20 protein-coding genes are annotated in these 26,057 nt (G+C 43.8%); 5 read left to right on the top strand and 15 right to left on the bottom strand.

What is annotated here, in order from left to right:
• Positions 1-283 precede the first annotated feature (283 nt).
• The gene (gene purL, locus ACPEGP_RS10425) at positions 284-4,327 is read right to left on the bottom strand and encodes a phosphoribosylformylglycinamidine synthase (protein ID WP_423813366.1); all 4,044 of its coding nucleotides are present in this window, start codon (positions 4,325-4,327) and stop codon (positions 284-286) included.
• 418 nt (positions 4,328-4,745) lie between these two features.
• Between purL and ACPEGP_RS10420 the strand changes: the two genes are divergently transcribed.
• Both ACPEGP_RS10420 and ACPEGP_RS10415 read left to right on the top strand, forming a co-directional pair.
• A complete protein-coding gene (locus tag ACPEGP_RS10420) occupies positions 4,746-5,240 on the top strand; it encodes a pyridoxamine 5'-phosphate oxidase family protein (protein WP_423813364.1) in 495 nt (164 codons plus the stop codon).
• Between the two features lie 342 nt (positions 5,241-5,582).
• Positions 5,583-6,077 carry a pyridoxamine 5'-phosphate oxidase family protein gene (locus tag ACPEGP_RS10415; protein WP_144297860.1) on the top strand — a complete coding sequence of 165 codons (495 nt, stop codon included), beginning with the start codon at positions 5,583-5,585 and terminating at the stop codon, positions 6,075-6,077.
• Positions 6,078-6,186: 109 nt separating this feature from the next.
• On the opposite strand, the gene pgsA is transcribed toward ACPEGP_RS10415, so the two are convergent.
• On the bottom strand, positions 6,187-6,873 hold the full coding sequence (pgsA, locus tag ACPEGP_RS10410) for a CDP-diacylglycerol--glycerol-3-phosphate 3-phosphatidyltransferase (protein WP_144297861.1): 687 nt from the start codon (positions 6,871-6,873) through the stop codon (positions 6,187-6,189).
• A 762-nt stretch (positions 6,874-7,635) separates the two neighbouring features.
• Between pgsA and ACPEGP_RS10405 the strand changes: the two genes are divergently transcribed.
• Genes ACPEGP_RS10405 through ACPEGP_RS10395 form a run of 3 tightly spaced genes read left to right on the top strand, consistent with a single transcriptional unit; the run spans position 7,636 to position 9,140 of the window.
• Positions 7,636-8,445 (top strand): KilA-N domain-containing protein, encoded by an 810-nt coding sequence (locus ACPEGP_RS10405; protein ID WP_423813363.1) that lies wholly within the window; start codon positions 7,636-7,638, stop codon positions 8,443-8,445.
• 24 nt (positions 8,446-8,469) lie between these two features.
• Complete coding sequence (locus ACPEGP_RS10400) at positions 8,470-8,763, top strand: excalibur calcium-binding domain-containing protein (RefSeq protein ID WP_423813362.1); 294 nt, start codon at positions 8,470-8,472, stop codon at positions 8,761-8,763.
• Positions 8,748-9,140, top strand: coding sequence for a hypothetical protein (locus ACPEGP_RS10395; protein WP_423813361.1), 393 nt, complete (start codon positions 8,748-8,750; stop codon positions 9,138-9,140). The genes ACPEGP_RS10400 and ACPEGP_RS10395 overlap by 16 nt, the downstream gene beginning before the upstream one ends.
• A gap of 975 nt (positions 9,141-10,115) precedes the next feature.
• Here ACPEGP_RS10395 and ACPEGP_RS10390 read toward each other — a convergent pair.
• The 13 genes from ACPEGP_RS10390 to acs all read right to left on the bottom strand — a co-directional run bounded on the left by ACPEGP_RS10390 (position 10,116) and on the right by acs (position 25,681).
• Entirely contained in the window at positions 10,116-10,409 is a 294-nt protein-coding gene (locus ACPEGP_RS10390; protein ID WP_423813360.1) for a hypothetical protein, read from the bottom strand.
• Entirely contained in the window at positions 10,396-10,872 is a 477-nt protein-coding gene (locus ACPEGP_RS10385) for a hypothetical protein (RefSeq protein ID WP_423813359.1), read from the bottom strand. The genes ACPEGP_RS10390 and ACPEGP_RS10385 overlap by 14 nt, the downstream gene beginning before the upstream one ends.
• Positions 10,873-11,266: 394 nt before the next feature.
• Entirely contained in the window at positions 11,267-13,369 is a 2,103-nt protein-coding gene (locus ACPEGP_RS10380) for a DUF3987 domain-containing protein (RefSeq protein WP_423813358.1), read from the bottom strand.
• A gap of 108 nt (positions 13,370-13,477) precedes the next feature.
• The gene (locus ACPEGP_RS10375) at positions 13,478-14,065 is read right to left on the bottom strand and encodes a hypothetical protein (RefSeq protein WP_423813357.1); all 588 of its coding nucleotides are present in this window, start codon (positions 14,063-14,065) and stop codon (positions 13,478-13,480) included.
• Positions 14,058-14,633 (bottom strand): hypothetical protein, encoded by a 576-nt coding sequence (locus ACPEGP_RS10370; RefSeq protein ID WP_423813356.1) that lies wholly within the window; start codon positions 14,631-14,633, stop codon positions 14,058-14,060. Before ACPEGP_RS10370 ends, ACPEGP_RS10375 begins: the two co-directional genes overlap by 8 nt.
• Complete coding sequence (locus ACPEGP_RS10365; RefSeq protein ID WP_423813355.1) at positions 14,626-14,901, bottom strand: hypothetical protein; 276 nt, start codon at positions 14,899-14,901, stop codon at positions 14,626-14,628. The genes ACPEGP_RS10370 and ACPEGP_RS10365 overlap by 8 nt, the downstream gene beginning before the upstream one ends.
• Complete coding sequence (locus ACPEGP_RS10360) at positions 14,888-15,193, bottom strand: helix-turn-helix domain-containing protein (protein ID WP_423813354.1); 306 nt, start codon at positions 15,191-15,193, stop codon at positions 14,888-14,890. Before ACPEGP_RS10360 ends, ACPEGP_RS10365 begins: the two co-directional genes overlap by 14 nt.
• A 466-nt stretch (positions 15,194-15,659) precedes the next feature.
• Entirely contained in the window at positions 15,660-16,697 is a 1,038-nt protein-coding gene (locus ACPEGP_RS10355) for a hypothetical protein (protein WP_423813353.1), read from the bottom strand.
• Between the two features lie 134 nt (positions 16,698-16,831).
• Positions 16,832-19,015 (bottom strand): hypothetical protein, encoded by a 2,184-nt coding sequence (locus ACPEGP_RS10350; RefSeq protein WP_423813352.1) that lies wholly within the window; start codon positions 19,013-19,015, stop codon positions 16,832-16,834.
• Positions 19,016-19,282: 267 nt separating this feature from the next.
• Positions 19,283-20,524 (bottom strand): hypothetical protein, encoded by a 1,242-nt coding sequence (locus ACPEGP_RS10345; protein WP_423813351.1) that lies wholly within the window; start codon positions 20,522-20,524, stop codon positions 19,283-19,285.
• Positions 20,525-20,704: 180 nt separating this feature from the next.
• Positions 20,705-22,042, bottom strand: coding sequence for a tyrosine-type recombinase/integrase (locus ACPEGP_RS10340; RefSeq protein ID WP_423813350.1), 1,338 nt, complete (start codon positions 22,040-22,042; stop codon positions 20,705-20,707).
• A 290-nt stretch (positions 22,043-22,332) separates the two neighbouring features.
• Entirely contained in the window at positions 22,333-23,538 is a 1,206-nt protein-coding gene (locus ACPEGP_RS10335; protein ID WP_423813349.1) for an NAD(P)/FAD-dependent oxidoreductase, read from the bottom strand.
• Positions 23,539-23,719: 181 nt separating this feature from the next.
• A complete protein-coding gene (acs, locus tag ACPEGP_RS10330; protein ID WP_423813348.1) occupies positions 23,720-25,681 on the bottom strand; it encodes an acetate--CoA ligase in 1,962 nt (653 codons plus the stop codon).
• Positions 25,682-26,057 lie beyond the last annotated feature (376 nt).

Genomic DNA, 26,057 nt, shown 5'->3' with positions numbered 1-26,057 from the left:
GATTAAAATTAAAGTTCAGACTAATTTATCATAAAATGGTCATTCAGAGGCGCGTTTTAGCCCCGACTGCAGCGGTATCCTGCTGGTTTGGGCGAGTTGCGATGGGTAGGTTTTGGGTGGCGACGCGGAGCAAGCGACGACCCAAACCGTAGCCAGCGTCTCGTCCAAACTAGCAGATACAAGCGGAAGGCGGGATTAGCTCCCACATAAAACCAAATTCCAAACACAAAAAAGGTGAGCCTAAGCCCACCTTTTTTTATGTTTAAAATTAACTCAAACTATCTTAACGCAACCAAGCCCGCGCATTACGGAACATACGCATCCACGCGCCGTCTTCATCCCATGCTTCTGGTTTCCAGCTATGATTGTAGGCACGTAGCGTACGCTCAGGGTGCGGCATCATGATGGTGACGCGACCGTCGGTGCTACACAGACCAGTGACACCGCCGACCGAACCGTTTGGATTGAGCGGATAAGTCTCAGTTGGATAACCTTGGCTGTCGACAAAGCGCATGGCGAGCTGACCGTGTTTTTCCATACCGTCGATCTCGGTATTGTCCAGCGTGGCATAGCCTTCACCGTGCGCGACAGCGATTGGTAAAATACTGTCTTGCATACCTTTGAACAGGATAGACTTGGTACGCTCGACTTTGACGTTGACCGTACGCGCTTCAAATCGCGCCGACTTATTGGCGATAAAGCGTGGGAAGTTTTCCGCACCCGGTATGAGGTCTTTTAACTGCGCCATCATCTGACAGCCGTTACAGACACCGAGTGAGAAGGTATCAGGACGGGCAAAGAAGCGTACAAACTGCATGCGCAATTCGTCATGGAACAAGATAGAGTTCGCCCAGCCAGAGCCTGCGCCGAGGACGTCACCATAACTAAAGCCACCACAAGCGACCAGACCGTCGAAGTCGCGTAGGTTAATACGACCTTCAAGTAAATCGCTCATATGGACGTCGACCGCTTCAAAGCCTGCTTGGGTAAAGCCTGCGGCCATTTCGGTCTGACCGTTGACGCCTTGCTCACGCAGGATAGCGACTCTTGGCTTGCTTTCACGGCTAGCTAAATATGGCTCTTCAACTTTTTGATTGAGGTCAAAGTTTGGTGCAGCGATAAGCCCTTGATGGCTGGCATCGCTGATTAAGTCATACTCTTGCTGTACGCACGCTGGATTGTCACGGCGGCGGGCAATTTGATAGCTGACCTGACTCCATTCTTGTTGTAGCTCAGAACGGCTAAAGCGTAAGGTATCATCGCCCATATGTAGCGGCGTTTGAATAATGAGGCTGTCTTCCTCACAGCTTTGACCGACGAGGCTCAGCATATCGCTGATGTTAAATTCTTCTGCCAATTGCATAAGAGCAGCGACGTTTTCTGGTAAGACTTGAATGACCGCGCCCAGCTCTTCACTGAATAATTGACCGAGTAGGTTTTTATCGTCCAATGACAGCTTGATACCTTGACGACTGGTAAATTGCATCTCTGCAATCGTCGCTAGCAATCCACCATCGCCGATATCGTGATAAGCGCTAATGACGCCTTGGGCATTACCCGCTTGGATGAAGTTAAAGAAATCGATTAAATCGCTTGGCTTTTCAAGGTCAGGACATTCATTGCCCAATTGGCTTGCCGTTTGCGCAAGGATTGAACCGCCAAGGCGCAGTTTACCTTTTGACAAATCAATACGATAGAAGGCGCTATCACCATTGATTAGCTCAGGTGTTAAGGTTTTTGCCACATCAATAACAGGCGCAAAAGCCGTAATCACAAGACTCATTGGCGAAACGACTGATTTATCTGTGCTGCCGTCTTTGTTGATATCTGTCCAGTTGGCACGCATCGATAGCGAGTCTTTACCAACAGGAATCGCTATACCGAGTGCTGGGCATAGCTCTTCACCGATCGCATGCACAGCGTCAAAAAGCGCAGCGTCCTCAGTGTCATCGCCGCAGGCTGCCATCCAGTTCGCTGACATAGTGATGTCTGATAACTGGTTAATACGCGCGCCAGCAATATTGGTAATCGCCTCACCGACTGCTAAGCGCGCAGAAGCTTTTGGGCTAATAAGGGCAACAGGCGTACGTTCACCAACGCTCATCGCTTCACCGCTCATCGGCTGACCATCTAGCGCTAATAAACCAGACGCGGTAACGGCGCAATCGGCAACCGGCACTTGATAACGACCGACATATTGATCACGGACTACCATACCCGTGATAGAGCGGTCACCGATGCTAATCAAGAAAGACTTACTGGCAACGGTTGGATGACGTAGCACATCTTTGATAGATTCAGCTAAATTAAAGTCATTGAGCTCAAGCGGTGGCAATTCTTTCTCTTGACGGCTAAAGCTACGCTGCATCTGCGGCGTTCCACCGAGCAGTACTTGCATCGGCATATCGACTGGCTGCTCATCGAGCATCTCATCATCAACGATAAGCTGACGAACTTCCGTCGCTACGCCTAAGATAGCATACGGACAGCGCTCACGGGCACAGATGGCATCAAACTGATCTTTACTCTCTGGGCGAATCGCTAACACATAACGCTCTTGCGCTTCGTTCGACCAGATAGCCATCGGTGACATTCCCGCTTCCAGCGACGGGATTTTACGCAGGTTTAAATGGGCGCCCATATCATGGTCATCGACCAGCTCAGGCATAGCGTTTGACAGACCGCCTGCGCCGACGTCATGAATAGAGACGATGGGGTTACCGTCTTTACTAGCATTGCTGGTATTACTGGCATCAGCGTCATTTCCCGACGCTTCATTTCCAGCTAAGGCCCAGCAGCGATCGATCACTTCCTGACAGCGACGCTCCATCTCGGCGTTATCGCGCTGCACAGAAGCAAAGTCCAAGCCTTCATCTAGCTCGCCGCTATCGACAGACGATGCTGCGCCGCCGCCCAAACCGATTTGCATCGCAGGGCCGCCAAGAACGATCAAGAGATCACCTTGTTGAATGGCATTTTTTTCTATTAGGTTACGTTTGATGTTACCGTAACCACCTGCCAGCATGATGGGCTTATGATAGCCGCGCATTTGGCTGCCATCTTTTGCTGCTGAAGTGTCTAATTGGAAACTACGGAAATAACCACATAAGTTTGGACGACCAAACTCGTTCGAGAAATTGGCTGAGCCGAGTGGCGCTTCGGTCATAATCTCAAGGCTGGTGGCCATACGATCGGGCGTTCCATAGTCCTTTGTGCTTACTTGCCCCGACTGCTCCCATTTTTCCGCAAGCTCTGGAATATGCAGATGTGATACATGGAAACCCGTCAGACCGGCTTTTGGCTTACCGCCACGTCCCGTTGCGCCTTCATCACGAATCTCACCGCCCGCACCTGTCGCTGCACCCGCATAAGGCGCAATCGCCGTTGGATGGTTATGGGTTTCAACTTTCATTAAGATATCGATTTCTTCTTTATGAAAGCCATAAGGATGGGCAGAATTTGCATCCGTGGCATCTGTCGGCACTGGGTAGTAACGCAGCCCCTTAGCACCAGCCATCACCGCGGCGTTGTCTTTATAAGCCGACAAAATACCTTGTGGATTGGCTTTATAAGTATTCTTAATCATCTGAAATAGGGATTTTGGCTGTACTACACCATCGACTGTCCATTCAGCGTTGAAAATCTTATGACGGCAATGCTCTGAGTTGGCCTGTGCAAACATCATCAGCTCAACGTCAGTTGGATTACGCTTTAGCTCATTAACGTAGGCATTCATTAGATAGTCGATATCTTCGCTCGACAAGGCAAAACCAAATTCTTTATTGGCATTCTCTAGTGCTGATTGACCTTGACCGATGACGTCGATGCGATTAAGCGACGCTGGCTGTTCATCATCAAACAGCTTATTTACGTCATTTAAATCATAAACTAGGCTTTGGGTCATACGGTCAAACAATAATTGCTCAGCGGCTTTAGATAACTTGTTATTGGTCGCGCTCAATTCACCGTCTGCTTTTGCGTCAATCGTTAGGGTATAAACGATAACGCGCTCGACGCGTTTAATCTCAATATCACAGTTATTAAAGATATCGGTCGCTTTACTGGCCCACGGCGAAATCGTCCCAAAACGCGGACCGACGATCACTTGTATTTGATTGTCCTCTGGGGCGGCAAGTTGAATATCGGCATGCACCCCAAACAAATCCAGCGCTTTTTTCTGCTCATCACCTACGAGGTCGCGCGATAGCACATAAACCTGCTGAGTATGAATCTGGCTGACATTTAGCTCGGTTTTTTGCTGAAACTGACTGATGAGTTGCTGCGTCTGAAAATCGGTAAGAAACGGTTGTCCGGCGATGGTCATCATAAAGGCATAATCCGTAAGATCAAGGCATCTCTGCCATGCAAAGTAAATGGTCTGCGTATTATAACAAGAAGCCCTGTAATAAGCAGGTCAAAACCGAGATAAAAAGCTTTTCAAAACAGAAATATTGCTCAGCTGGCGTCACAATTTTTACCTAATTCTTGTAAACCTTACAAACACTCACATCGCATTACTGGCGACCTATATAAATAAGAGAGTGATAATCGCTATTCTAGTTGGCAGTTGCGATGAGTTAAGCGCCTTATAACAAGCTAATAAATATAAAGAGCTTTAAAACTATATCTATAACCTGCTCATAAAAATTATTATAAACGGCGCTGGCTTGTCTAAACTGAATGATTAATAAGCAACCTTAAGTTAAACAAAAACCACTTACTATAATGATAAAAGGACAAACCTAATGAGTAACCAAGAGCATATCGCGAAAATTCAAGAAGTCATTAAAGACGTAAAATTTGCCATGATGAGTACTACCAATAAAAAAGGTGACATTCATGCTTGGCCGATGACCACCAATAAAGCCGATGTCGCTGCCAAAGAAATTTGGTTTATCGGTGATAAAACCTCAGACGTCGTCAAAGACATTCAAAACGATGCCAGAATTGGATTAACATACGCTACTCAAGATGAAAAGAATTACGTTTCTATCAGTGGTAACGCTGAATTATCAACCGATAAAGACAAGTTAGATGAGCTATGGTCGCCTGTTTATAACGCCTTTTTTGCTGAAGGTAAAGAAGATGAAAACGTCCAATTGATTAAAGTGGTACCACATGGTGCCGAGTGCTGGATTAGCGGTAGCTCAGTGGTCAATATGTTTAAAATGGCAACTGCAGCGGTGCAAGAAGGTAAAACTGCTGAAGATTTAGGCGAGACTTTCTCCGTCTCTCTATAACCTCGCTTTCTGTAAGTTTTGCTGTCTTAATAATAAAAAAATAAAAAACAAGACATCTATTTGAACGCCAGTAAATTTTTATTTACTGGCGTTTTTTGTTTTTAATTTTGCCAATATGTTTATGACCTTGCTCGTTGTTTTTGGCACATTAAAGCTTACAAAGCGTCACAGCGTATTACAGAGCAGCTATATCGTTTTATTAAGCAACTTTATTATATTAATAACTGATTCCACACATAATGAGTCATCGGCTAAGAGTTATTAATCATTCATCAATTATCTGCCGATAGCTTTTGAACCTAAAACTCAAACTGTCTATTTCAATAGTAAAGGATAACTATTATGAGTAAACAAGCGCAAATGGACACCATCCAAGCGATGGTAAAAGACATTAAATACACCATGATGACCACGCGCAATGGCGAAGACCATTTGCACTCTTGCCCAATGAACACCACCGAAACCAGCATTGGCGCCAAAGAGATTTGGTTTATTGGACACACGCCATCTGAAACTGTCGATAACATTAAGCAAAATGCAGAAGTAAATTTGGCTTATACCTCGAAAGGTGACGATAAGTATTTGTCTATTTCTGGTACCGCTGAATTGGTCGAGGATGCAGAGAAACTCGATGAGCTATGGTCGGTTATGTATAACGCCTATTTTGTGCAAGGCAAAGAAGACCCAAGGGTACAGCTGATTAAAGTGGTGCCGCATGGGGCGGAATACTGGGCGAATGGTAATGCGATTACCAGCGCGGTGAAAATGACGGCGGCGGCAGTTACTGATACAGCGATTGAAAAAAGCTTAGGGGAAAATTTCTCTATCGAGCTTTGATGTTTTCATAATGAAGTAGAAGCAAAGTAATTAGAATAGAAAAACGCCAGTCGCTTAATGCAACTGGCGTTTTTTATACAGACTAAACTGACGGTTAAATCAAAAAGAGCTAACCGCTTTGTTTTAAATACGGCCAAGCCGCTCTTAAGTAAATCATCATCGACCATAAGGTTAAAATTACCGCCGCCACCATCAAGACATACCCTATCATTTCAAGCGATTGCCAATTTAACAATAACACAGTGATGGCGATCATCTGAAAAGTGGTTTTGAGTTTACCAACATAAGAAACGGCGACACTGGTGCGATTGCCAAGCTCCGCCATCCACTCGCGTAGCGCCGAGACGGCAATTTCACGCGAGATAATCACAATCGCGGCAATCGCCATAATGATATTGGGATGCCATTGCACCAAAATAATCAGTGCGGCTGCGACCATGAGCTTATCAGCGACTGGGTCTAAGAAGCGCCCAAAAGCAGAGACCACGTTAAGCTTACGAGCAAAATAACCATCGAGCCAATCGGTCACCGCGGCGATAATAAACACACCGGTCAACAGCAAATGACGCAGCAAACTGTCGCTAAATTCGCTCATACCTACCCGCGCGATGACATTGTCCGAAATCGCTGGCATGCCAATTCCCATGGCGGGTGGCCAATAAGCAATCGCCACAAACAGCGGAATCATTAAAATACGCGCAATCGTAAGATTGTTGGGTAGGTTAAAGATACTTCTGTCGTTTGGCGTTGGTAGCGGTTTTTGTTCTGGTGTGTGCAGCGGTGTACTCTCGGTCATGACAAACCCAGTTTATAGTCAGCGATAAGAATGTGGCTAGCTTAGCATTTTTCAGCCATGTCGTCATGCTTCTGTACAGGTCGGTTTTGGCTTTACTCAATTGCAAGTGTTTTTGAGCAAAAAATCCTTAGCAAAATGTTTGTTATGAATATTTTTAGCCAATAATCGGCGGACAATAAACCAAAACGTAATGACATGTAAGCAAGCTAGGTAAATCGGCTAATTTCAGTTATGATGACTGAGGAATAAATACAGTTGTACACTGGAAATTGTAAGCAGATGTGATAATTTCTTGAAATCATAGATTTTGTCATCATCTTTATATTAACAATAATAAATCTTGATCAATTTACTTGTGGCTCGTTAATCAGTAGTAGCTCGGTCGCATGATAAGTTTTCCTCAGCCCACGACACCTCCTTCGTGGGCTCTTTTTTTGCCCTTAAGATACTGATTTATATAGGTTTTATTTTTCTATATATTGAATTGACCACCAATTTGACCACCATCTGCTCAAAATTTTGCTAAGTTGGTCACTATAAATAATATCGTAATGCCTTCTTACTACCCTACCAAATTTCAAATCAACTCAAGTCTCACATTAAAGACTAGTTAGTAATTCCTACTACTATCTAGCGTTCTCTAATATGAACATAACCTCAGAAATAGAGTATTTCATATAGTTGCCCACAAGTGATTAATCAGTTAAAGTTGACTAATATTTAGCTACTTGCTAACAGCTGTTAACATATGAGGTGTGTAGTATGAGTCAGTACAATTTAGCTTTGATTTCTCGTGAGGTAGATGAACAAATAATCTATCAGCGTGCTGGTGATGGGTATGTCAATGCTACAGCTATGTGTAAAGCAGCGAGTAAAATGTTAGGCCATTATCTTGAGAACCAAGCGACAAAGGCTTATCTGAAAGAGGTTTCAGCCGATATCGGAATTCCGATATCGGAAATAGTACAGGTTATTAAAGGTGGTGATCCACAGCTACAAGGTACTTGGGTTCACCCTGACGTAGCTATTCATCTTGCCCAATGGTGCTCACCTAAATTTGCTGTCCAAGTTAATAAATTTATTAGGGAATGGATGCAAGGCGAAAATCCATTGCAAAAAGCTCTAAACCAATGGCAGTTTTATATTGATCGAGCATCCTTAGTAAATAATTCCGTACCGCAAAATTACTTTAGCGTATTTAAAGAAGCTGCTCCATTAATGGTGACACTTATACAAAGCGGTGTCTTAGTTGACGATAAGACAGTTCCGGATATTTCTATTGGTTCTCACTGGGCAACCTACTGGAAAAAGCAAGAACTAGCTCTTGATCACGGTGAGCCTACTAATTATCTGCATTTTTATCCAGAGAGTTATCCTCAATCTGTTTCAAATCCTCAGAGCGTCAAAGCTTATCCTTTGAGCGCTCTTTCAGATTTTAGAATATGGCTAGAAGGCATTTATTTACCTGAAAAATTTCCAAAATATATGCTCTCTAAACAAAAACAAGGTCACATAGAAGCTGGTACCGCAAACAAATTAATAGATGCTTTTTCACCCAAAAGAATTAACTAGTCAAACCAGAAAAGGACTTCACCCATGAAAAAGCTAATATTAGCCGCGGCACTATCTATCTTTGCCTTATCAAGCAATAGCGCTGTGACCACGATTGATAATCCATTTCAAAGCAATACCACCTTGAAACAGCCTGTCGAGGTCGATCATCCGTTATTTACTAAAGGTAAAGGCGGCGCTCAATGTAAGAATCTACCTAGCACTTGCGGACAGATGGTGAGCTGCGAGCAAGCCAAGCAAGCGCTTAAGTGTGGCAATACTAAGCTAGACCGTGACAAAGATGGCGTACCATGCGAGTCAATATGCCCAGGTGGCTAATTGGCGCTGCTGTATTGTCCTTAGCTGCCTGCACTCCTTCCCAAGATAGAAGTTACGCTAGTAAGTTCGTTTCTGGTAATACTGTGGTACATGAAATGTTTTGGGGAGCCGATCATAAGACGCCCTACCCTTTCACCACGTCAGGCGAGATATTGTGTGTCTATTACCCTGATTTTGGCATTGAAGTGTATTTTGAACCTGCGGGCTACAGTAAAGACTCGTCTATTGGTACGCCGCTTAATAAGGCCGCTGCTAAGGCTTTGAAGCGTGATGGTATGAAGCCGAATGTGCCATATAGTATTAAGAAAGGTGCTGACTTGAGTGAGGCTGTAGAGGTTGGGTTGAAGGCATGTGATGAGGGTGGTAGAGAGGCTTGAGAATAAAAACAGCAATCAAAGGGACCATGCATCTCACTTACAAAATGCAATCCTCGCTAACTTAGAGTTTTTAAATACAAACTTAATCCATCAAGGAATGAAGTTGGCAGAGAGAATGGATATTTTGAAAAAGCAGGCTGAACAGATGCAAAATGTACTCAGTAATAGCCCTACTATTAAAAGACTTGATAAGAAGTAGATCTCACAAACCTACGTATCGCTGACTTGATTAGATTTTAAATTTCAATATGCGCGTTGATGGCCTGTTTGAGGATTCGCGCTTTATCAAGCTCGCCATCATGGCGTGAGTGCTGCAGCCGGTTTCCTGAATTCTACGATACCCATTAGGGCGTTAAGTTGTTTACGCCCTAATACGCTCAATCCTGAGCCCATCTATCTTGTTGTTTGATAGGTCCTGTTATGGACTCAAGAAATTCAATTAGTGCTTAAATAGATGTGAGCAAATTTGCGTGCATCTACCATCTTTATGGACTGACAAAATTAGATAACCCCAAGTTTGAGGACATCTGCCCCACTGGGGATTGTGGTACGAAAACATCTCCTTTTATGAACACGCAAAATTGAATTATTTCCAATGACTCAAATCTCCATCTGATACCCACTGACCAACTTTGAGCGGTGCTACCCTTAACTTACGCACGGTGTGAAAGCTGAATAACACTCAAAATAGATAAGTCCAAGTTTGGACGCATCTGTTCCAAGCGTAAACCACATCTCTACCACTCACCTTGTTGAGCATGATTGCCGTTGGCGGTAATGCTCTGTCTTTTGCATTGATTCTTAAATTCCGTCACTGGCGGGAGTTAAATAGCGCCCAAAATAGATAAATCCAAATTTGGTTCTATCTACTTCTCTCTAAGATGTCCGAAAACCCCTCTCTACGGTGTCCGAAAAGTCTTGATTCATACGCAAAGTAGGATTCCCACAAACTGTGGGTATTGTCCAGTTCAGTTACTAATACTCGTTGCGGGCGTGCTCTATTCTTTTATCAAGTGCAGCCTTTTCCACTTTCTCAGTAATCGCTATGAGCTGCCTTAATTCATCATCATTTAACATTGAGTAGTCTAGTGTTTGCTGTGGCTCAACATCTCTGATTAGTGTTACGTCCTTGATTGGCTTATCGATACCTAGCAGCTTGGCTTGTCCAATAGTTGCCATAATCAAGGCGTTTGGGTTGTTGTCTTCAATTGCCATCTGCTTGGCTAACTGTAAATCTTGTATCAGGTCCTTTAAATCAGGTAGTCGCATAGTGTGCCCCTATAAGCTTTTGCTCTAGTTGTTGATACTCAAGTAAAATTCGATTAAACGTGCGCTGGTGCATTCCTTTAGGTCGTTCACCTATGCCATGAGCAACGCCTGATTGCCAACCTAAACGCTGTCTAATTGCATCAGCACGACTGAATAATCGGTCAATGGGCTGTTGTAGCTGTGAGCCGTAAGGAACGCTCAGGCAATGTCTGCAGACGTAAGTCCCTGCACAATATAAAACGCCCGTACGCTTTGAGCATGATGGACATAAAAACCAGTAACGATAATTGCCATAGTTGCACGAGGTCTTTGCTAGCTCAATGTTGTAGCTGTGATGCTTGCCTTTATGTTTATAGCTCACTGGTAGGCTGTCAGGCTGTGTTATGCGTAACTGTTCAAGATAGCTGCTAATGCTCAGTCTAGGATAGTCATTCAGACTTGAAGTAGTGGCAATGGCTGGCATGATTATCTCTATTCGTTATCTAAATCATTAAGTAACTTTATAACCTTGATTATATCATGGATTAATTTACACCTATAAAGCAATGTCTTAATTACTGCAGACATGAAAAAGGCAGATGTTAATATCTGCTAAAGCTACTTTGTATGCCACTAAAATCCGCTAAAGTTGCTAAAGTTCGTTCTAGCCCTTTGGTTATAGGGCGTTTGGCTTAGCTAGCTACCTGCTAAGGTGCTGCTAGAGTTGCTATAGTTCTGCTAAAGTTCGTTTGAATTACCCAAGTTTAGCGGTAGATTAGCAAGTTTAGCAATGCTTAGCAGATGACCCGCTAAAGTAAAGCCCTTAACTGGTAAGGGCTGTAGGTAAGTCTAGCAAGTTTAGCGGGTTTTTCAGGTCGTTAATCAATAATCAGTCTAGGATTAACATAAACTAAGCGCCTGCGCACATCACTTTCAAGCCTAATATGCCCCATACTTTCCAAGTCATCTAGTAAGAAGTTTAGTTTTTTGCCTCTTAGCGCATTGGGTGCGTTCTGCGTCACATAAGACTTATTCAATACCGCGGGTTTATAAGCTTTTGCCTTACTGACTAACCATATGCTGAGCTTCTCAAGGTCGCTTTGCTCACCGGTTGGCGTTGCATCTTGATAGCGTAAGCGTTCGGCCGTTGAGTATTCCACCAACATAAACGCTCGTTTAATATCGTCTGTGGTGATAGTTTGTCGCTTGTCAAAGAAGGCTATCAATGAGGCTATTCGACTTGCATTCTCTGCCATTCTTGAGGCGTACGCTTTGAGGTACTCCAATGTTTTACCCTTGGCCTGCCTATTCTCTATCACCTGCATGTGCTCATAAAACACTTGTTCTGTTTGTGCGTCATGCCAGCGCATCTTAAAGCGTTTGGGTGCTCCTTTGTCATCTGTAGGCGCGTTGCTAGCCACTGGGTCTAGTAGATCATTGCATCTGTCCCAATAGGCAATTAGGTCAGTATCTCTATACGGGCTTTGCTGTCGGCGGTTGATATCGTCCCACGTCCTATAACCTTGTAAGCTGTCAGGGCAAGCAATTAAAGCTCGAGCTAAGAACCCTTGCTGATTCATCATATCATCGGTTAATGCTGGTTCTAAAATGATACGTTGAGCCATCAACATCAACGTCATGCGTACGTTAAAAGCTTTTGTATGCGGGTTAGCATGCTGTGTTTTCATTGAACGCGTGCGATTCACTTCACCGCCGCTATAAAGGTCTGTAATAGCTGCAAGTGCGTTACCAGCTGTGTCACCTTTCATCGTGTGACCATTGAAGAATTGCGCCGCATCATCAGTTGACCAGGATGCGTCTGTGATTTCACTACTGACAAACTTATCCAGTATCGGCTCAATAGTTGCATCTTTGAATAGCCGCTCAGGGTTATATGGTGCTGGGGTGGTTGCTTGATACTCCTTTAGTTCTGGACCCTTAAGGCTGGCAAGCTGTAATTTATGTTCATTATGCCTGATTATGTATTCTTCATATCTCTTTTGTTCATGCTCTTTTATCTTATAGTGGGTTAAGTCCATAGCTTGCGTTTTACCGCTGCCGCTTTCGCCCTCAGTGATAATAATTAGGCTAGTTGGCATGTGCTTGTAACCAAACGGCGCATCAACATGAGCCTGTCCCATATGCGCCAATCCCCCTAAGAGACATTGACCAACCATAGCCTCGGGTACTTGTGTGTAGTGGGCAATCTTCTTAATAACCCTCTGTAGCAGTCCGCTCCAAGCCTCTATTGGATAAGGTGTTTGCTTGCTTGGGTCTGTGCTCAGTGATTCGGGTTCGGGCCATCCTACGCTCCTGAGCTCAACTATCTTTGTATCATCAAGGGTTAGTATGGCTTTATAACTTAAGTTGCCATAATCCAAGTGCTCTAACACTGTGCGCTCGCTGGTAATGATTGCTCTAACGTTTGCACCGATAAGCGGCTTGGTAACCTCGTCTTTAACGTCCGCTGTTGCCATGATAGTCACGCATGAATCTTGCGCAAAATGCTTAACCATATCATTGAATGACCATTCGTCACGGCTGGCTAGTATCGTCACATTCTCAGCCATCAATAGATAAGCAAGCTCTACTGCATCAGCTATGTTATTAACGGCTATCAGTTCGTGCGTGCTGTCCATCTTACCAATGATGAATGCGCCTGTTTCAAACGGGTCAGTAACGACATAATCCTTGGGTTTACCGTTTGGTGGAACGCATAATAAGCTTACCGGCTCATAGTCTTTATTATGCAAAACAAGCCCAGTCATGCCAGCTGTGGGCAAGATGTCACCTTGATTTACTGACAAATTAACTTTAATATCTAACAAGCTATTAGGCCTTAAAATATCGTATAACTTTTTTAATAAAACATCGCCTTGTAACGTCTGCTCCGTTGCCGGTTGATGGTCGCCTAAGACGCTAACTAAACCCGCCTTGCCGCGGGTTTTTTCATGGGTGGCTGTTTGGGGTGTGGTGGTCATCTTCTCCCCCTTGTTTTTGACTGGTTCGGCTTGCGCTGCTCTCTATACTTCTTGTAGTAGCTTTTGCGCTTGGCGTGCTTACGGCTTTGCTTTGGCGGGTAGCTCTTATTAGTAGGCACAAGCATCTACCTTACCAAAGCCAGTTTGGGCTAAGGGTTCGTTGATAGTGTCCAGTTGGCTATAAAGCAGATTAATCCAAGTATCGGCGGCATCTTGTGACAGACGCGCTAATGATATGGCTGCATGGGGTTCTATTTGACGGGTAGCGATAAGATGGAATAACTGCCCCATGTCATGCAAGGTAGTAGCGGCGGCATTAATATCACATGCAATATCGGATAGCATGATAGACGGCATTAAGATCACTTCGTCATCATCGGCGGCGGTGCAATCTATTATCTTGATTTGGTGTTTGCTGCCATACAGGGCGTTAATGGCTTGGCGGTTTGCTGGCGTGTCATGGAATAATGACGGCAAGGCATCATCAGGGCTGCTACGCCCATCAGTATCAAAGGAATATTCTATATTTGCATGACGGATAACAAGGCGGTTGCCGCGCTTGTCGCTGCTCGATTGCAGCTTATAGGTGTCATTGCTTACGGCTGCCCACAGAACGCTGTCACCTGCCTTGAATGTGGCTGGTGTGCTGTTAGTAGTGGTTTGAGTGTTTGAGGTCGTACGGATTGAATTAGGCATGATAGCCTCCTGAATGATTTGTGTGTGTGGGGTAATTCTTAAAAAAGGGTATAAACGGGACTACAACAACCGCATTCAGGCGGCGGAACTTATTTCCCCAAAGGGGTGTTTTATTAGGTTCACTCATCCCGTCATAACTTACGTCACTGTGTCCAGCGCCATAGGTATAACGATTACTACTGGTAATGATTTTATCTGCGCCCGTGGTAACTGTCTGGGTGTTAATCAGGTCAGTTTTAGACACAAAAATAGCCAAAGGTTGACGACTTGGCTTTGCCGCTGAATGTTTTGTTGTGGTGCTATGATAGCGTTTGTTATCACGACTTGTAAAGCACTGACTTTCACTATTATCAAAATCCGAAAAATGGGTAACCGCCCCTGTTACATCATTTTTTTTACATCTCAGCATAAGCTGATATTTAGTAATTTCCTCTGATTTAGCGCACATATTTGCAATGCTGCTATTAAAACTCGAATTCATGTCATATAGGCTCGAATTCATGTCATTTAGACTCGAATTTGCCCCGTGACGGGGTGTAAGCTTGTTTCTAGTGTAATTGCTACTCATGGCTTGTTGCCTCCGCTTGGTACGGTAATGCGTGTTCACAAAACATCTCGCTAACAATACCTGCCAGCTCGCTATTGGTCAGTAGTGCTGCTTTGACTGCCACAAGCACGCCTTGGCTAACATCGTCTTTTGTATTGATAGCATCTAGCGCGGTAGCTAGGTGGTCGGTATTAATATAAATATCTTGTACGCGGTCATTCATAAGACGTAAGTAAAGGCTATCCACAGTTACTAGGCGCGGCTCTAATACGTCATTAGACTGGTGCATGTGCTGCTCCTTTGATGTCGTTGTTATCGGTGTGCTCAATTTCTAATAAGGCTGCCTCATCGAGCCAGTAGAGGCTAAAGCGCTTGTCATTGTGCGTTACCATTTCGCTTTGAATTACCAGCCCTGACTTTCTAAGCTCATGTATGCGCTGGGCAAGGCAAGTAATGCGGTAAAGCCTGTACGCGTCCCAAGTGGTTATTGATGAGCCTGTCATCAGGTGCGCTCGTATAGTGTCGATTTGGGTCTTGGGTGCTTGCTCGTTATTAACGGGGGCAGTCGCTGAATTAGTCATCACCTATACCTCGTCACTGTTAGTGTTTTGGCTTTCAAGGAACGACAATATGTCAGCGTTTCTGAACAATAGAATGCCGTTGATGTTGATTGGTTTGGGAAACTTTTCAGCCTTCCACCATCTTCTCAGCGTTTGATGATGAACGCCTATTAGGTTGGCGGCTGACTTGATACGTGTTTGGCCGTTTGGGTGTAACTCTGCACTGGTTTGGGGATTATCTGATATATGTAGCATTTTGCTAACTCCTGTGTAATGCCGTTAATTGCCGTTATCAGCATTAGCAATCTTAGAAGTTGTAAGCCATGAAAGGTTCTACTGTAGATAGCAGGTTGTCTACTGTAGACAACCTTTTTATCGATACTAGATAGCTCTATGCATTTAGTTTTTTTGTTGTAGGCATTAAAAAAGCCCTACTAATTAAAGTAAGGCTGTTGCTTGAACGCTGGCAAGACTGTTGCGTATTCTCTCAGTCGACTACTATTATATCTTCCTTCTCAGGCACCAAATCATAACCATCTTCATTTTGCTCAATACTGATTTTTTCCGGCTTTTCAATTTTCACTACAGGAGGATTGCTCTTGCGTTGGCTATAATCAATTGCTGGATTAGTATTTAGGTTGGCTATGGCTTCTCTGGTAGCTTCTGAACGTGCATCATAGTCATCAAGCCTTGATTGCAGTTTGGTCATGCCAGCTGATGGCCCTGTATCATGCGTGTTTAAACCTATGCGATTACCAACACCATATAAGGGGTCTATTGATCCTGTGTCCTCAAGTCGTTCAGCCATAAGCTGTAAGTTAGCTCCAAAATCATTATGAGTAATCAATGCTTCCATAATCTCCGCATCATTCATGCCAGCTTCTCGCAGTCTTTCGATTTCCTGCTTTATTTCGTTCTCAGGTATTGGCTGTATTTTTACTAGCACAAGCCTTTTCTGTCTTTCATATTCATCATCTGTCAGTAATCCTAATGCTTTATCACAATCAATAATCTTTAGAGATATCCTGTCTCTTTCTTTTTGAGTTAGATTATTCCAAGGCGTTGACTTGTTACCCAGCTCTTCAGCTCGATCTGCAATGACGTAGCTTAAATCGAAAGACCCGCTATTGTTATTATCATAGTTTTTTTCCAACTCAATGAGACTTGGGATGCACAATGCCAATTCATCAACATCAGAACTAATATGAAATGTTCTATCCGATAAGTACTTCAGTTCAACTAAGTCATTTGCAGCACTATCTATAAGATTTGAATTAGACTCTAAAAAAATACGCTTAGCCTTATCAGACTTCTCCTGACTATAAAAGTTAACAGCGCTTCCAAAAATCACTACCAAAACAATCAATAATAATAAAATCCAAAAACCACTATAAATGTACCAAAGTGCAGGTACTTTAACTTTCAGGTATTTACCAAATCGCCAAAGCATTCTTGCCAAATAACCCAACAATGCTAAAGCAAGAATACCAGCAAGAATTCCGATACCTAGTAGTAGATATTCCATGTGTGGGCCTTTAAGAATTAGTAGTGCGAGATATTAAACTCAGCACTACCAGTACCATCAATATTATTTCATTACAGAAGCGTTACTATAATGTATGTCTAAGCACTATAACCAAAATAGTAAGGTTCAGCAATTTAGAATGCCGTTAAAGATTCGCTTTCTTTGTCGCTCACCTTTGTACCTGCTACACGTTCGGCAGTTTCACGCCCCTGTTTTGAGCCTGAAGATGACGCCAGCTTGGTAGCAATTTTCATGATGTTATCAAGTGCTACTTGCTGGCTTGGTGGTAGGTTGTCGGCTGCAAGCAATAGGTTCTTACCTGCCTTAGTAGTAAAGAGCGTTCGAGCCAATAACGACACGCTTGCACCCTTAAAGGCTAGTGGTACGCTGGCTAGAGCCGTCCCTATCATTGCAACATCGCCGAGCCTTACACCTGTAGGCGGGTTCTCTTTAAATTGACCGGCTCGCTCAACATGACGCATGAGCTTTATAAACCCGTCCATCTGTTTTTTATCGTCACCTTTAAAAAGACGGGTGTAGGGCTCTGCCAGTTCTTCAAACTTGCCAGCAAACTTGGCAGGACTAAAAGCTTCTTTGTTTTCGTTCCAAGCTTTAGTCATGGCATCATCTACCATTTGATAGCGCAAAGCCGCCCGTCCTTTGTCATCTAGGCTATTAGCAAAGTTCTGCGCCGCATCTCCCTTGCCGGCCTTAATAAACTTATCAAAGACTTCATCAGGTTTATTGCTTTGCATGGCTTTAGTTATGGCGCTATCCTTACTCTTCATAACGCCTGCATAAAACTTATCGGCTTTTTTATAGGCTGTTTTAATCGCTGTGCTGCCTGAATTAGTAGCAAAGTCTGCTATGTCATCGTCAACTGCTTTCTTAACGTCACCAAACACTCTAGCAGCGGCTTTATTTCCATTAATAGGGCTGCCATACTTATCAGCTAAATCGCCTAATTGTGAGCGTAACAAGCGCGTGTTCTTGAATGTCTTGGGTTTAGATGGGTTAGCAAGGTTGTCACTAATCTTGGTCAACTCACGTAACAAAACGCCGTCTGGCGCTAATGATGCGGCTTGTTTATCTAATGCATCAGCAAGAGCTGCTTGTGTCCTATTAGTTGGTACGGTGCCGTTACCTGCTTTGATAACTTCATCATCAACACGGTTATAAAGCTTGGTAGCTATAGCGCTTTGCCTCCACCCTTTAACTTCTGCGCTGGCTTGTAATATTTTGCCTGTATCATCACCTGCATCATTGATGATACCTAGCACACGGCTTGCGTTTCTATCGCCTTGCTGTGCTGCTCGTTGCATAGCGGGTATAGCTTTGTAATCTGTCTCATCCATCAAGTTCTTAAACTTCTTTGATACCCTGGTAGCGGCGGCCAACGACTTATCATGCTGTGTGGTTCTCAACTTGCTAATACCTACGACGGGCACACGCTCTAATTGCGTTTCGATATTCTTACCAATGCCACCGCCCTTAATATCACCCACAGTAGTTGGTATATCGTACTGCTTGCCTAGATCGTTAATAGCCTGTGCCTTTGGATTCAGATTGCCTCGTTTGGCGTTAATCACTCGGGTTGCGCCTCTGCCAACTGCACGTGATACAACTTCGCCACCTGCCTGACCTAGCGCACTACCTGCCGCGCTACCCAACACATTCATGCCGCGCTGGTCTGCATTATCCGCTTGTCTAGCACCGCCAACGACTGCGCCAACTAAACCTTGCTGTGCTGCGCGTATCGGTAGTGTTGAGCCACTAGTGAGCATATAAGCCGGTAATGTCGCTGCAATCTCTGTACCGCCTCGAATCCAGTCACCGCCGCCACGCCCTGCTTGTGATTGTAGTCCTGCTGTGGCTTTATTGGCTTGCTCGTATTCTTTGTTATATCGTCCAAGCGCATTGGTATCAAGTTTGGTGCCAAATACCTTATTTACGCCACTATTCACTTTATCAGCAACATACTTGTTACCCTGCACGATACCACCTGCGGCATCAGCCAAGCCCATACTGGCACTTGCTGCTTGTGATTTAACTATATCTGTGACAGATGGGTTTTTATTCGGCTTACCTGCTACGCGGCTATTTTTATCACGCCCAGCATTAATGCCAAAGAAACGCCCCGCATCTTCTAATGGTGTTTGTGAGCCGTCATCAACATAACTATCAACAAGGGCTTGCATGTTTTTACCAACTTGGTCTTTGCGTTTGAGCAATTTAATCATGATCTGTTGACCGCCCATGCCTTTTTTCTCATAAGCTTTAATCAGATTGACGACCAGTTCTTTTTTAATCGCTGCCATGGTGTAACCTCTCTAAGTATTGCTAGTTCTAAGTTATGACCTTAGACCGGCATTGGAGCAAGTGACTTAGTCACTTTAGCTATCTTATAGATTAAAGGATGGAGGCCTGATAAGGTTCTATAGTAGACAGCAACCTATCTACTGTAGATAACCTTTATTTTCTTATGCAATAGCAGGCTTTTAGACAATAAAAAACCCGCTCAATGGCGGGTCAGAATTAAGAATTCACTCTAAGTTTTATACAGCTATTACCACTAATGAAAAACACTAAATATTAGATTTTAAATCTTCAGTAGCTTTCAGTTTCTCAGGAGTAATTATCGGATTATTTGTAAGGCTTTTTACATTATTAATTCTTGTCAGCCATTTACCTACGGCTTGGTACTCAAGCGTTAAGCCGTCATTTTGCAATATGGTAGTAATACTAGCGTTCAATGATGGGTTATTTTGGCTATATGGTTCTGTATTATCCAATTTAGAAAGTTTAGCCATTGCATACATTATTCTATCTACAGTTCTATATGATTGGTGTGGTACGTCTTTCAGGTCATCGATTGCTTGTAACTGCAAGGTTTTTTCTAGCTGAGCTTTAACCTCTATCAGTTCAGACTGTATCTCATCTTTTTCGATGGTAATTTTATCGATAGTAGCTTGGTCATCCGCTGCTTTTTGGGTAAGTCTTACCAGTTCCTCGTTATTTACATCAAAGGATTGGCATTTATCATGCTTAACATCGATTAAAGGTTTTGCTGGTTGAATTCTAAGCCAGTCATTAAAGCCTTTAAGTACATAACCAATATCAAAAAGATACTTTTGCAAATCATCGGATGTAAAAAAACCTTCCTTGAAACTGACATCGTTATTTTTTATAGCTGCTTCCAGCATTAATTTATAGCTAATATAATCTTTGAATATCTCAGAGAAACGGAGATCGCTTTGGTACTTATCTATCATTTGGTCATCTATGCCGGCAAGTAAGCAGGCCGCAACTTTAATATCAAGTTTTTTTAGTCTAAAATAGTTTAGCTGGTATGCATTAGGATTATGGAAATTATCTACTGTATTTCGATAAATAAGATTAATTTCATTTTCATCATACTGTTTCACTTTATCATTAACTCTGCTCACTTCCAAAAAGTTAAGCTTTAAACCTAATTTCTTAATACAATCTATCGATTCCAATTCTTTACAAGAGTAATAAAAATATCCTTTCAAGGTATCTATTAACTTGTTAGAAACACTCTTACTAAGAATGATTTCTGAATGACACCTATCTAAAAAACAACTAGTATTAGTATCACAGCCATTTTCTTGACTACGTTCGACTTGAGTGACACGCCCATGTTTGTCTATAAGGTAAGATGAAACTTGCTTGTCGAAATTGTTAAGGACAAGGTATGAAGCTATATTGTCTATGTAATCATCCTTATTGTCTGCAATCAAATTAATCAAGCCGATTGCAGGAATATAATCCATCCTTTCAAATACGTATTCATCCAAAATACTCATTTCACACCCCTACACCCTTAGATTGAAATAAGAGCAAGGCGGTGACAGTTTAAGGGTGTAAATATCTGTCGTTCGGGAGCAACCCCTAGCCTTGCAAAGTGGTATAACAGCGATTGAGGCTGTCAAAAGTGGTTAAACAACATACAAAATAGAAGTTTTGTCAGTTATGGCAGTGCCACTCTAACCATGTTTAAGTTTTTCAGCGTTTTTAAAGTCAACGTGAGTGACGTTATCAATCTTGCCAGCTTTAATATCATCTAAATAGTTTGCCCAGTCGTTCATCATGCGTGTTCGTTCAGGTACGGCTTGCATACGGTTGTAAGCCTTACCGTACTTGTTAAGCATTTGGTGCCCTAGCTGTATCTCTGTTAGCAGCTCGTCATAGCCTAGTCGTTCCATCAGCATAGTTTTTGCGCTGGCACGAAAGCCGTGGGGAGTATGTACTTCTTTATAACCTCTACCCTCGTAATTGACGCCAATGCCGCCGCTGTTCATAGATGGGTCGTTCAATACCTTATTTACTAACTGTGGGTCTTGGTAGGGGCCTTTCTTACGTTTGGGATTGTGGAATACATAATCATGGCCACCCGTTAATGACTGCATCTGTTTTATGACTGCTATTGCTTGCGGTGCCAGTGGTACAACTAAGCTTTCCACCATGTCCTCACGCCTCTGTCCTTTCTGAGGCTTAAACGCCCATTGCTTAGCGTTTAGGTCGATGTCCGCCCATCTCATCGCGCATATGTCACCTACGCGCGCAAAGGTAAGCGTTAATAGCTTTAATATTGGCTTGTTATACACATGCTTATCACTTAGCTCGTCAATGTCTCTTAATAAGACAGCGAAGTCTTTAGGGTCTGTTAACGAAGCATGATGTTTGGTTCTAGTAGGCTTCAATGCTTTAGCGCCTGATAACTGCGTTACCGGGTTATATTCAATGAGCCCCTTTAAAACAGCATGCGCAAATATTCGCTGCGCCATGTGCTTAACACGATTCCCTTTATGCACATACTCTCTTTGTATGTCACGACATAAAGCTAAAACTTGCTGAGTAGTAATCTCACTAACCGGCAGCTTCCCAAAGGCATCTGTTAGCGGTCTAAGGTAATTGTGGACGTTTCTTAAAGTGCTAGTTGCTGGCTGGTGGTCAGGGTTGTCAGTCAATTCGCTTAGCCAATCAGCTGCAACCGCTTGAAATGTATTATTGATAGCCGCGGCTTGTTTGGTTCTTTCATTATCCCGCTGGGTAATTGGGTCCAACATATTAGCAAGCATACTCATATTATCGTTATGCATTCGTCTTGCCTGCTCAAGTGATAATGCAGGATATTGTCCTAGCGTCATTTCTTTACGCTTACTTGTCATAGGGTGCGTGTAACGGTGTTGGAATTCAATGCAACCACCCCTCATGCGCAGTCTTAAACCTTGATACCCACCAATGGTGTGATAGACACGCTTCTGCCCTTGCGCCTCTTTGATGGCTCTTTTAATCTGAGTATCAGTTGTTAATGCTGCCATGGCTGCACACTCCCATCACCTATTTGTCACGTTAAGAAACTGACCACCAATTTGACCACCATTTATGTAACTAATTGGTGGTCATCTGCGATAATAAAGGATAACACACGTTAGCATGAGAGTCATATAAATAAAGGGTCCAAGCTAACAAAGGTTAACATGAGATAACATGATAAAGACCCCCTTCGTGGGCTCTTTTTTGCCTATAAGTTAATGATCTATATAAATTCAAATTTATTATGATGTAATACGTCTAAGTTTAATTCCTTAAAGCCTTTATTATCTGTAAATTAAACTATCGCTGCCATCGTCTGCACTGCCATTTGATAGCAGCTTTCTATATTACCTTGCCCGCACCAATCGCCGCTGACAATCCATTGTTGCTTATCATCAACCAATACTCCTAACTGCTCTTTATGAGAAGCGGTTACGGTCGCGGCGTAACGCCAACGGTGACAATCAACTTGGCTTGGCGCGCTCTCTGTATTCCAGTTTAGTGCTTGCTTGGCGGTTGCTAGTAACTGCGCTTTTATGGTATTGATATCGTCATCGACGTGCTGCTCTGACCAGTCGTTGCGCGCATGAATGGTCATGCTGGGTAATAGCGCATGATGCTCAGGCTTATGATGTTCGATAAATATTCTATCAATGATAGAATCCTGTACATAAGCCACATCCCACGCCGTGTCCAAACAGCTTAGCGCCTCAGGTACTGGTTGGTTCTCATTCCAACCAAGCATTAAGGTATAGCACGCCTGCATTGTTGGCTCAGTGATTTTTGCGCATTCACTAAAACCGCTATCTGCCATCAGCTCGACGGCTTGACCATTTGGCGCCGTACAAATTACCCAATCAAAATGACCAAGACTGTTGCCATTTTCATCGAATAGCTCAGTTTTATTACTGGTTTTTTCACTGGTTTTGTCGTTAGTTTTATTATTGATGTTGCTATTTGGCGTTTGCTTATATTGAGATAATGGCGCGACGCGGGTGTTAAACTTAATGGTACTATGCTGCAATTCATCAGCCAATGCTCGTCCCCAACTGGTCATCTTTGGCGTGCTGATATAACGCGCTTGCGTACTCCCCCATTGCTCTTTGAGGTGAATATCGGGTTTCTGATTATTTGCCGACATTGGCGTTAAGCTCACTACTTGCGCGCACCATGGCTGTAGCAAACCTGTCTGCAACCACGGCTCAATAAATTGTTGAAAGCTTGAGGTTTTGGCGGTGAAAAACTGCGCTCCAAACGCCCATTGCCAGTTTTTATTAGTAAGGCTATCGCTGCGGTAACGTGTTGCTAGACGCCCGACGCTGCGTGATTTCTCAAAAATAGTGATTTCTGGTATTGAGGATTTGTCATTAATTTTCTGCTCATTCATTTGGCTAGAAGCGCGCTCTAATAAGGTGGCAGTAAATAGTCCCGTTAAGCCAGCACCGATAATGGCAATTTTTGGCGCTGGTATCGGCGTAGGCTGCAAAGAAGAGTTCAGCATAATGACGGTAAACCTTGTAAATATGGAGAATAACAAAAGTTATTGAAACTTTAAAGCGCGCTAATAGCAATAACCTCTACGTAAAAAAGCCATAATATTTACGATAGTATGGCTTTTAAAGAAGGGAAAAATTAGTTTAGTGCATATTCTTTTAGTATATCCAATTAACGAATCATACTCTTTACTCTCCGCGTTCCGCTTTGACCACGTCAATCAGCTCATTGATGACAGCGCTATCAGCAAGGGTCGATAAATCGCCCAGACCAACATATTGCCCTGCGGCAAGATTTCGCAGGATACGGCGCATGATTTTACCAGAGCGCGTCTTGGGTAAGACATCCACCATATAAATAGCATCCAAGTTGGCAATCGGGCCAATCTCCGCACGCACGTGGCGATTGAGCTCAGATTTTAAAGCATCCGTTGCGGTTTCGCCCGATTTTAGAATGATAAAGGCACAAACCCCCATCCCGCGAATGTCATGCGGCATACCGACAATCGCCGCCTCAGCCGTTGCTGGGTGTGCAACCACCGCGCTTTCAATCTCTGCTGTACCCAAGCGATGCCCGGCAACATTGAGCACATCATCCACGCGTCCGGTAATCCAGTAGTGACCGTCTTCGTCACGCTGCGCGCCATCACCAGTAAAATAATAGCCCGGATATTCTGTAAAATAGGTTTTTAAAAAGCGCTCGTGATCATTATAAATGGTACGCATCTGCCCCGGCCAGCCGCCACTAATCGCAAGATTACCTTCTGCCGCACCTTCTAAGACATGGCCATCAGCATCGACGACGACCGGCTCGATGCCATATAGCGGATTCATCGCCGCACCTGGTTTCATATCGACAGTACCCGGTATTGGCGCCAGCAAGATACCGCCGGTTTCCGTCTGCCACCACGTATCGACAATCGGACATTTACCACCGCCAACGACATTGTAATACCAATCCCACGCTTCTGGATTGATTGGCTCGCCAACGGAGCCAAGCAAGCGCAAACTTGAACGATCCGACTCTCGGACAAAGGTATCGCCCTCTTTCATCATCGCGCGGATGGCGGTCGGTGCTGTATATAAAACCGTGATTTGGTGTTTATCAATAATATGACCGATACGCGCCCAGGTTGGATATTCTGGCACGCCTTCGAACATGACCGTCGTCGTCCCATTAGCAAGCGGTGCATAAGTGGCATAAGTATGACCGGTCACCCAGCCGACATCGGCGGTACACCAGTAGACATCGTCTTCTTTGATATCAAACACATCTCGGAAGGTCGAAAGCGCATAAGTGATATAGCCGCCAGTGGTATGCAGCACGCCTTTTGGCTTGCCGGTAGAGCCTGAGGTATATAATAAAAACAGCGGATCCTCGGCATTCATAACTTCAGGCTCGCAATGCTTTGATTCGCCATCGACCAAACTGTGATACCACACATCGCGGCGACCGCTCATCGGCACAGAGTTACCCGTACGATGGACGACCACGACATTGGTCACGCTATCGGTGCCATCCATGTCTAACGCACGGTCAACATTGGCTTTGAGCGGCGTGCGTTTATTACCGCGAATACCTTCGTCGGCGGTAATGACCAATTTTGATTGGCTGTCGATAATGCGATTGCCCAAACTCTCGGCAGAAAAACCGCCAAATACCACCGAATGTACCGCCCCGATGCGCGTACACGCCAGCATGGCAACCATCGCTTCTGGTATCATTGGCATATATAAAGTGACGCGATCGCCTTTTTTGACCCCAAGTTTGCGCATGGCATTCCCGAGACGACACACCGCTTCGTGCAGCTCTTTAAATGAGATGATTTTGTGCAGCGATGGATGGTCACCTTCCCAAATAATGGCAGGCTTATAAGGGTGATTTTTGACATGGCGATCAAGGCAGTTGACTGAAATATTAAGCTCACCGTCTTCATACCATTTGATATGAAAATCTTCTAAGTCATAACTGACATCGCTGATTTTGGTGGGTTTTTTTATCCAATCAATCAGCTCGGCACGCTTGGCCCAAAAGGCATCGTTCGCCTCAGGTGACGCGATAGATTGTTGGTATTCTTTGGTGTATTGCTCAGCGCTAGTATTGGCAGCGGCGACAAACTCAGCCGCGATAGGAAATGATTTTTGAGTCATCGTAGTCATCCTTTTTTAATTATTCTGACTTGTAGCGGCTGTCGTTGCGACTATCATTAAACGGCTTGCGTTAAATATGAACGGCAAACGGTGGCCTATACAAGTGATAAGAGTCATCTTCCATAATGTCTGACACTTAAGTTAGTTTGACAAATAAGCCGCGTCGTTGCAAGACGTCGAGCGCAAAACACAACAATTTCGCTGCACAGCTGTATACTTAATCAGGGGTAGCGACTTTTATAAGTTGACTGGGCAAAATTATTTAATCCTTGTAACCTGTTATAAAACATGGACAATAGCTACCCTTTATGATTAAGACGCCGCACTCGGCTACTTTTTAGTTTTACAATTTTTTTATTTCTATTTTTTTAAAGCT

The sequence above is a fragment of the Psychrobacter sp. 219-2-C genome (assembly GCF_049560815.1).
Lineage (GTDB): Bacteria > Pseudomonadota > Gammaproteobacteria > Pseudomonadales > Moraxellaceae > Psychrobacter > Psychrobacter faecalis.
The sequence above is the reverse complement of the archived record's forward strand: the minus strand, read 5'-3'. Positions and strand labels throughout refer to the sequence as shown.

Excerpts from the sequence above, each read along its gene's own strand:
- purL (WP_423813366.1), bottom strand. The coding sequence starts at position 4,327 with ATGATGACCATCGCCGGACAACCGTTTCTTACCGATTTTCAGACGCAG.
- ACPEGP_RS10420 (WP_423813364.1), top strand. The coding sequence starts at position 4,746 with ATGAGTAACCAAGAGCATATCGCGAAAATTCAAGAAGTCATTAAAGAC.
- ACPEGP_RS10415 (WP_144297860.1), top strand. The coding sequence starts at position 5,583 with ATGAGTAAACAAGCGCAAATGGACACCATCCAAGCGATGGTAAAAGAC.
- pgsA (WP_144297861.1), bottom strand. The coding sequence starts at position 6,873 with ATGACCGAGAGTACACCGCTGCACACACCAGAACAAAAACCGCTACCA.
- ACPEGP_RS10405 (WP_423813363.1), top strand. The coding sequence starts at position 7,636 with ATGAGTCAGTACAATTTAGCTTTGATTTCTCGTGAGGTAGATGAACAA.
- ACPEGP_RS10400 (WP_423813362.1), top strand. The coding sequence starts at position 8,470 with ATGAAAAAGCTAATATTAGCCGCGGCACTATCTATCTTTGCCTTATCA.
- ACPEGP_RS10395 (WP_423813361.1), top strand. The coding sequence starts at position 8,748 with ATGCCCAGGTGGCTAATTGGCGCTGCTGTATTGTCCTTAGCTGCCTGC.
- ACPEGP_RS10390 (WP_423813360.1), bottom strand. The coding sequence starts at position 10,409 with ATGCGACTACCTGATTTAAAGGACCTGATACAAGATTTACAGTTAGCC.
- ACPEGP_RS10385 (WP_423813359.1), bottom strand. The coding sequence starts at position 10,872 with ATGCCAGCCATTGCCACTACTTCAAGTCTGAATGACTATCCTAGACTG.
- ACPEGP_RS10380 (WP_423813358.1), bottom strand. The coding sequence starts at position 13,369 with ATGACCACCACACCCCAAACAGCCACCCATGAAAAAACCCGCGGCAAG.
- ACPEGP_RS10375 (WP_423813357.1), bottom strand. The coding sequence starts at position 14,065 with ATGCCTAATTCAATCCGTACGACCTCAAACACTCAAACCACTACTAAC.
- ACPEGP_RS10370 (WP_423813356.1), bottom strand. The coding sequence starts at position 14,633 with ATGAGTAGCAATTACACTAGAAACAAGCTTACACCCCGTCACGGGGCA.
- ACPEGP_RS10365 (WP_423813355.1), bottom strand. The coding sequence starts at position 14,901 with ATGCACCAGTCTAATGACGTATTAGAGCCGCGCCTAGTAACTGTGGAT.
- ACPEGP_RS10360 (WP_423813354.1), bottom strand. The coding sequence starts at position 15,193 with ATGACTAATTCAGCGACTGCCCCCGTTAATAACGAGCAAGCACCCAAG.
- ACPEGP_RS10355 (WP_423813353.1), bottom strand. The coding sequence starts at position 16,697 with ATGGAATATCTACTACTAGGTATCGGAATTCTTGCTGGTATTCTTGCT.
- ACPEGP_RS10350 (WP_423813352.1), bottom strand. The coding sequence starts at position 19,015 with ATGGCAGCGATTAAAAAAGAACTGGTCGTCAATCTGATTAAAGCTTAT.
- ACPEGP_RS10345 (WP_423813351.1), bottom strand. The coding sequence starts at position 20,524 with ATGAGTATTTTGGATGAATACGTATTTGAAAGGATGGATTATATTCCT.
- ACPEGP_RS10340 (WP_423813350.1), bottom strand. The coding sequence starts at position 22,042 with ATGGCAGCATTAACAACTGATACTCAGATTAAAAGAGCCATCAAAGAG.
- ACPEGP_RS10335 (WP_423813349.1), bottom strand. The coding sequence starts at position 23,538 with ATGCTGAACTCTTCTTTGCAGCCTACGCCGATACCAGCGCCAAAAATT.
- acs (WP_423813348.1), bottom strand. The coding sequence starts at position 25,681 with ATGACTCAAAAATCATTTCCTATCGCGGCTGAGTTTGTCGCCGCTGCC.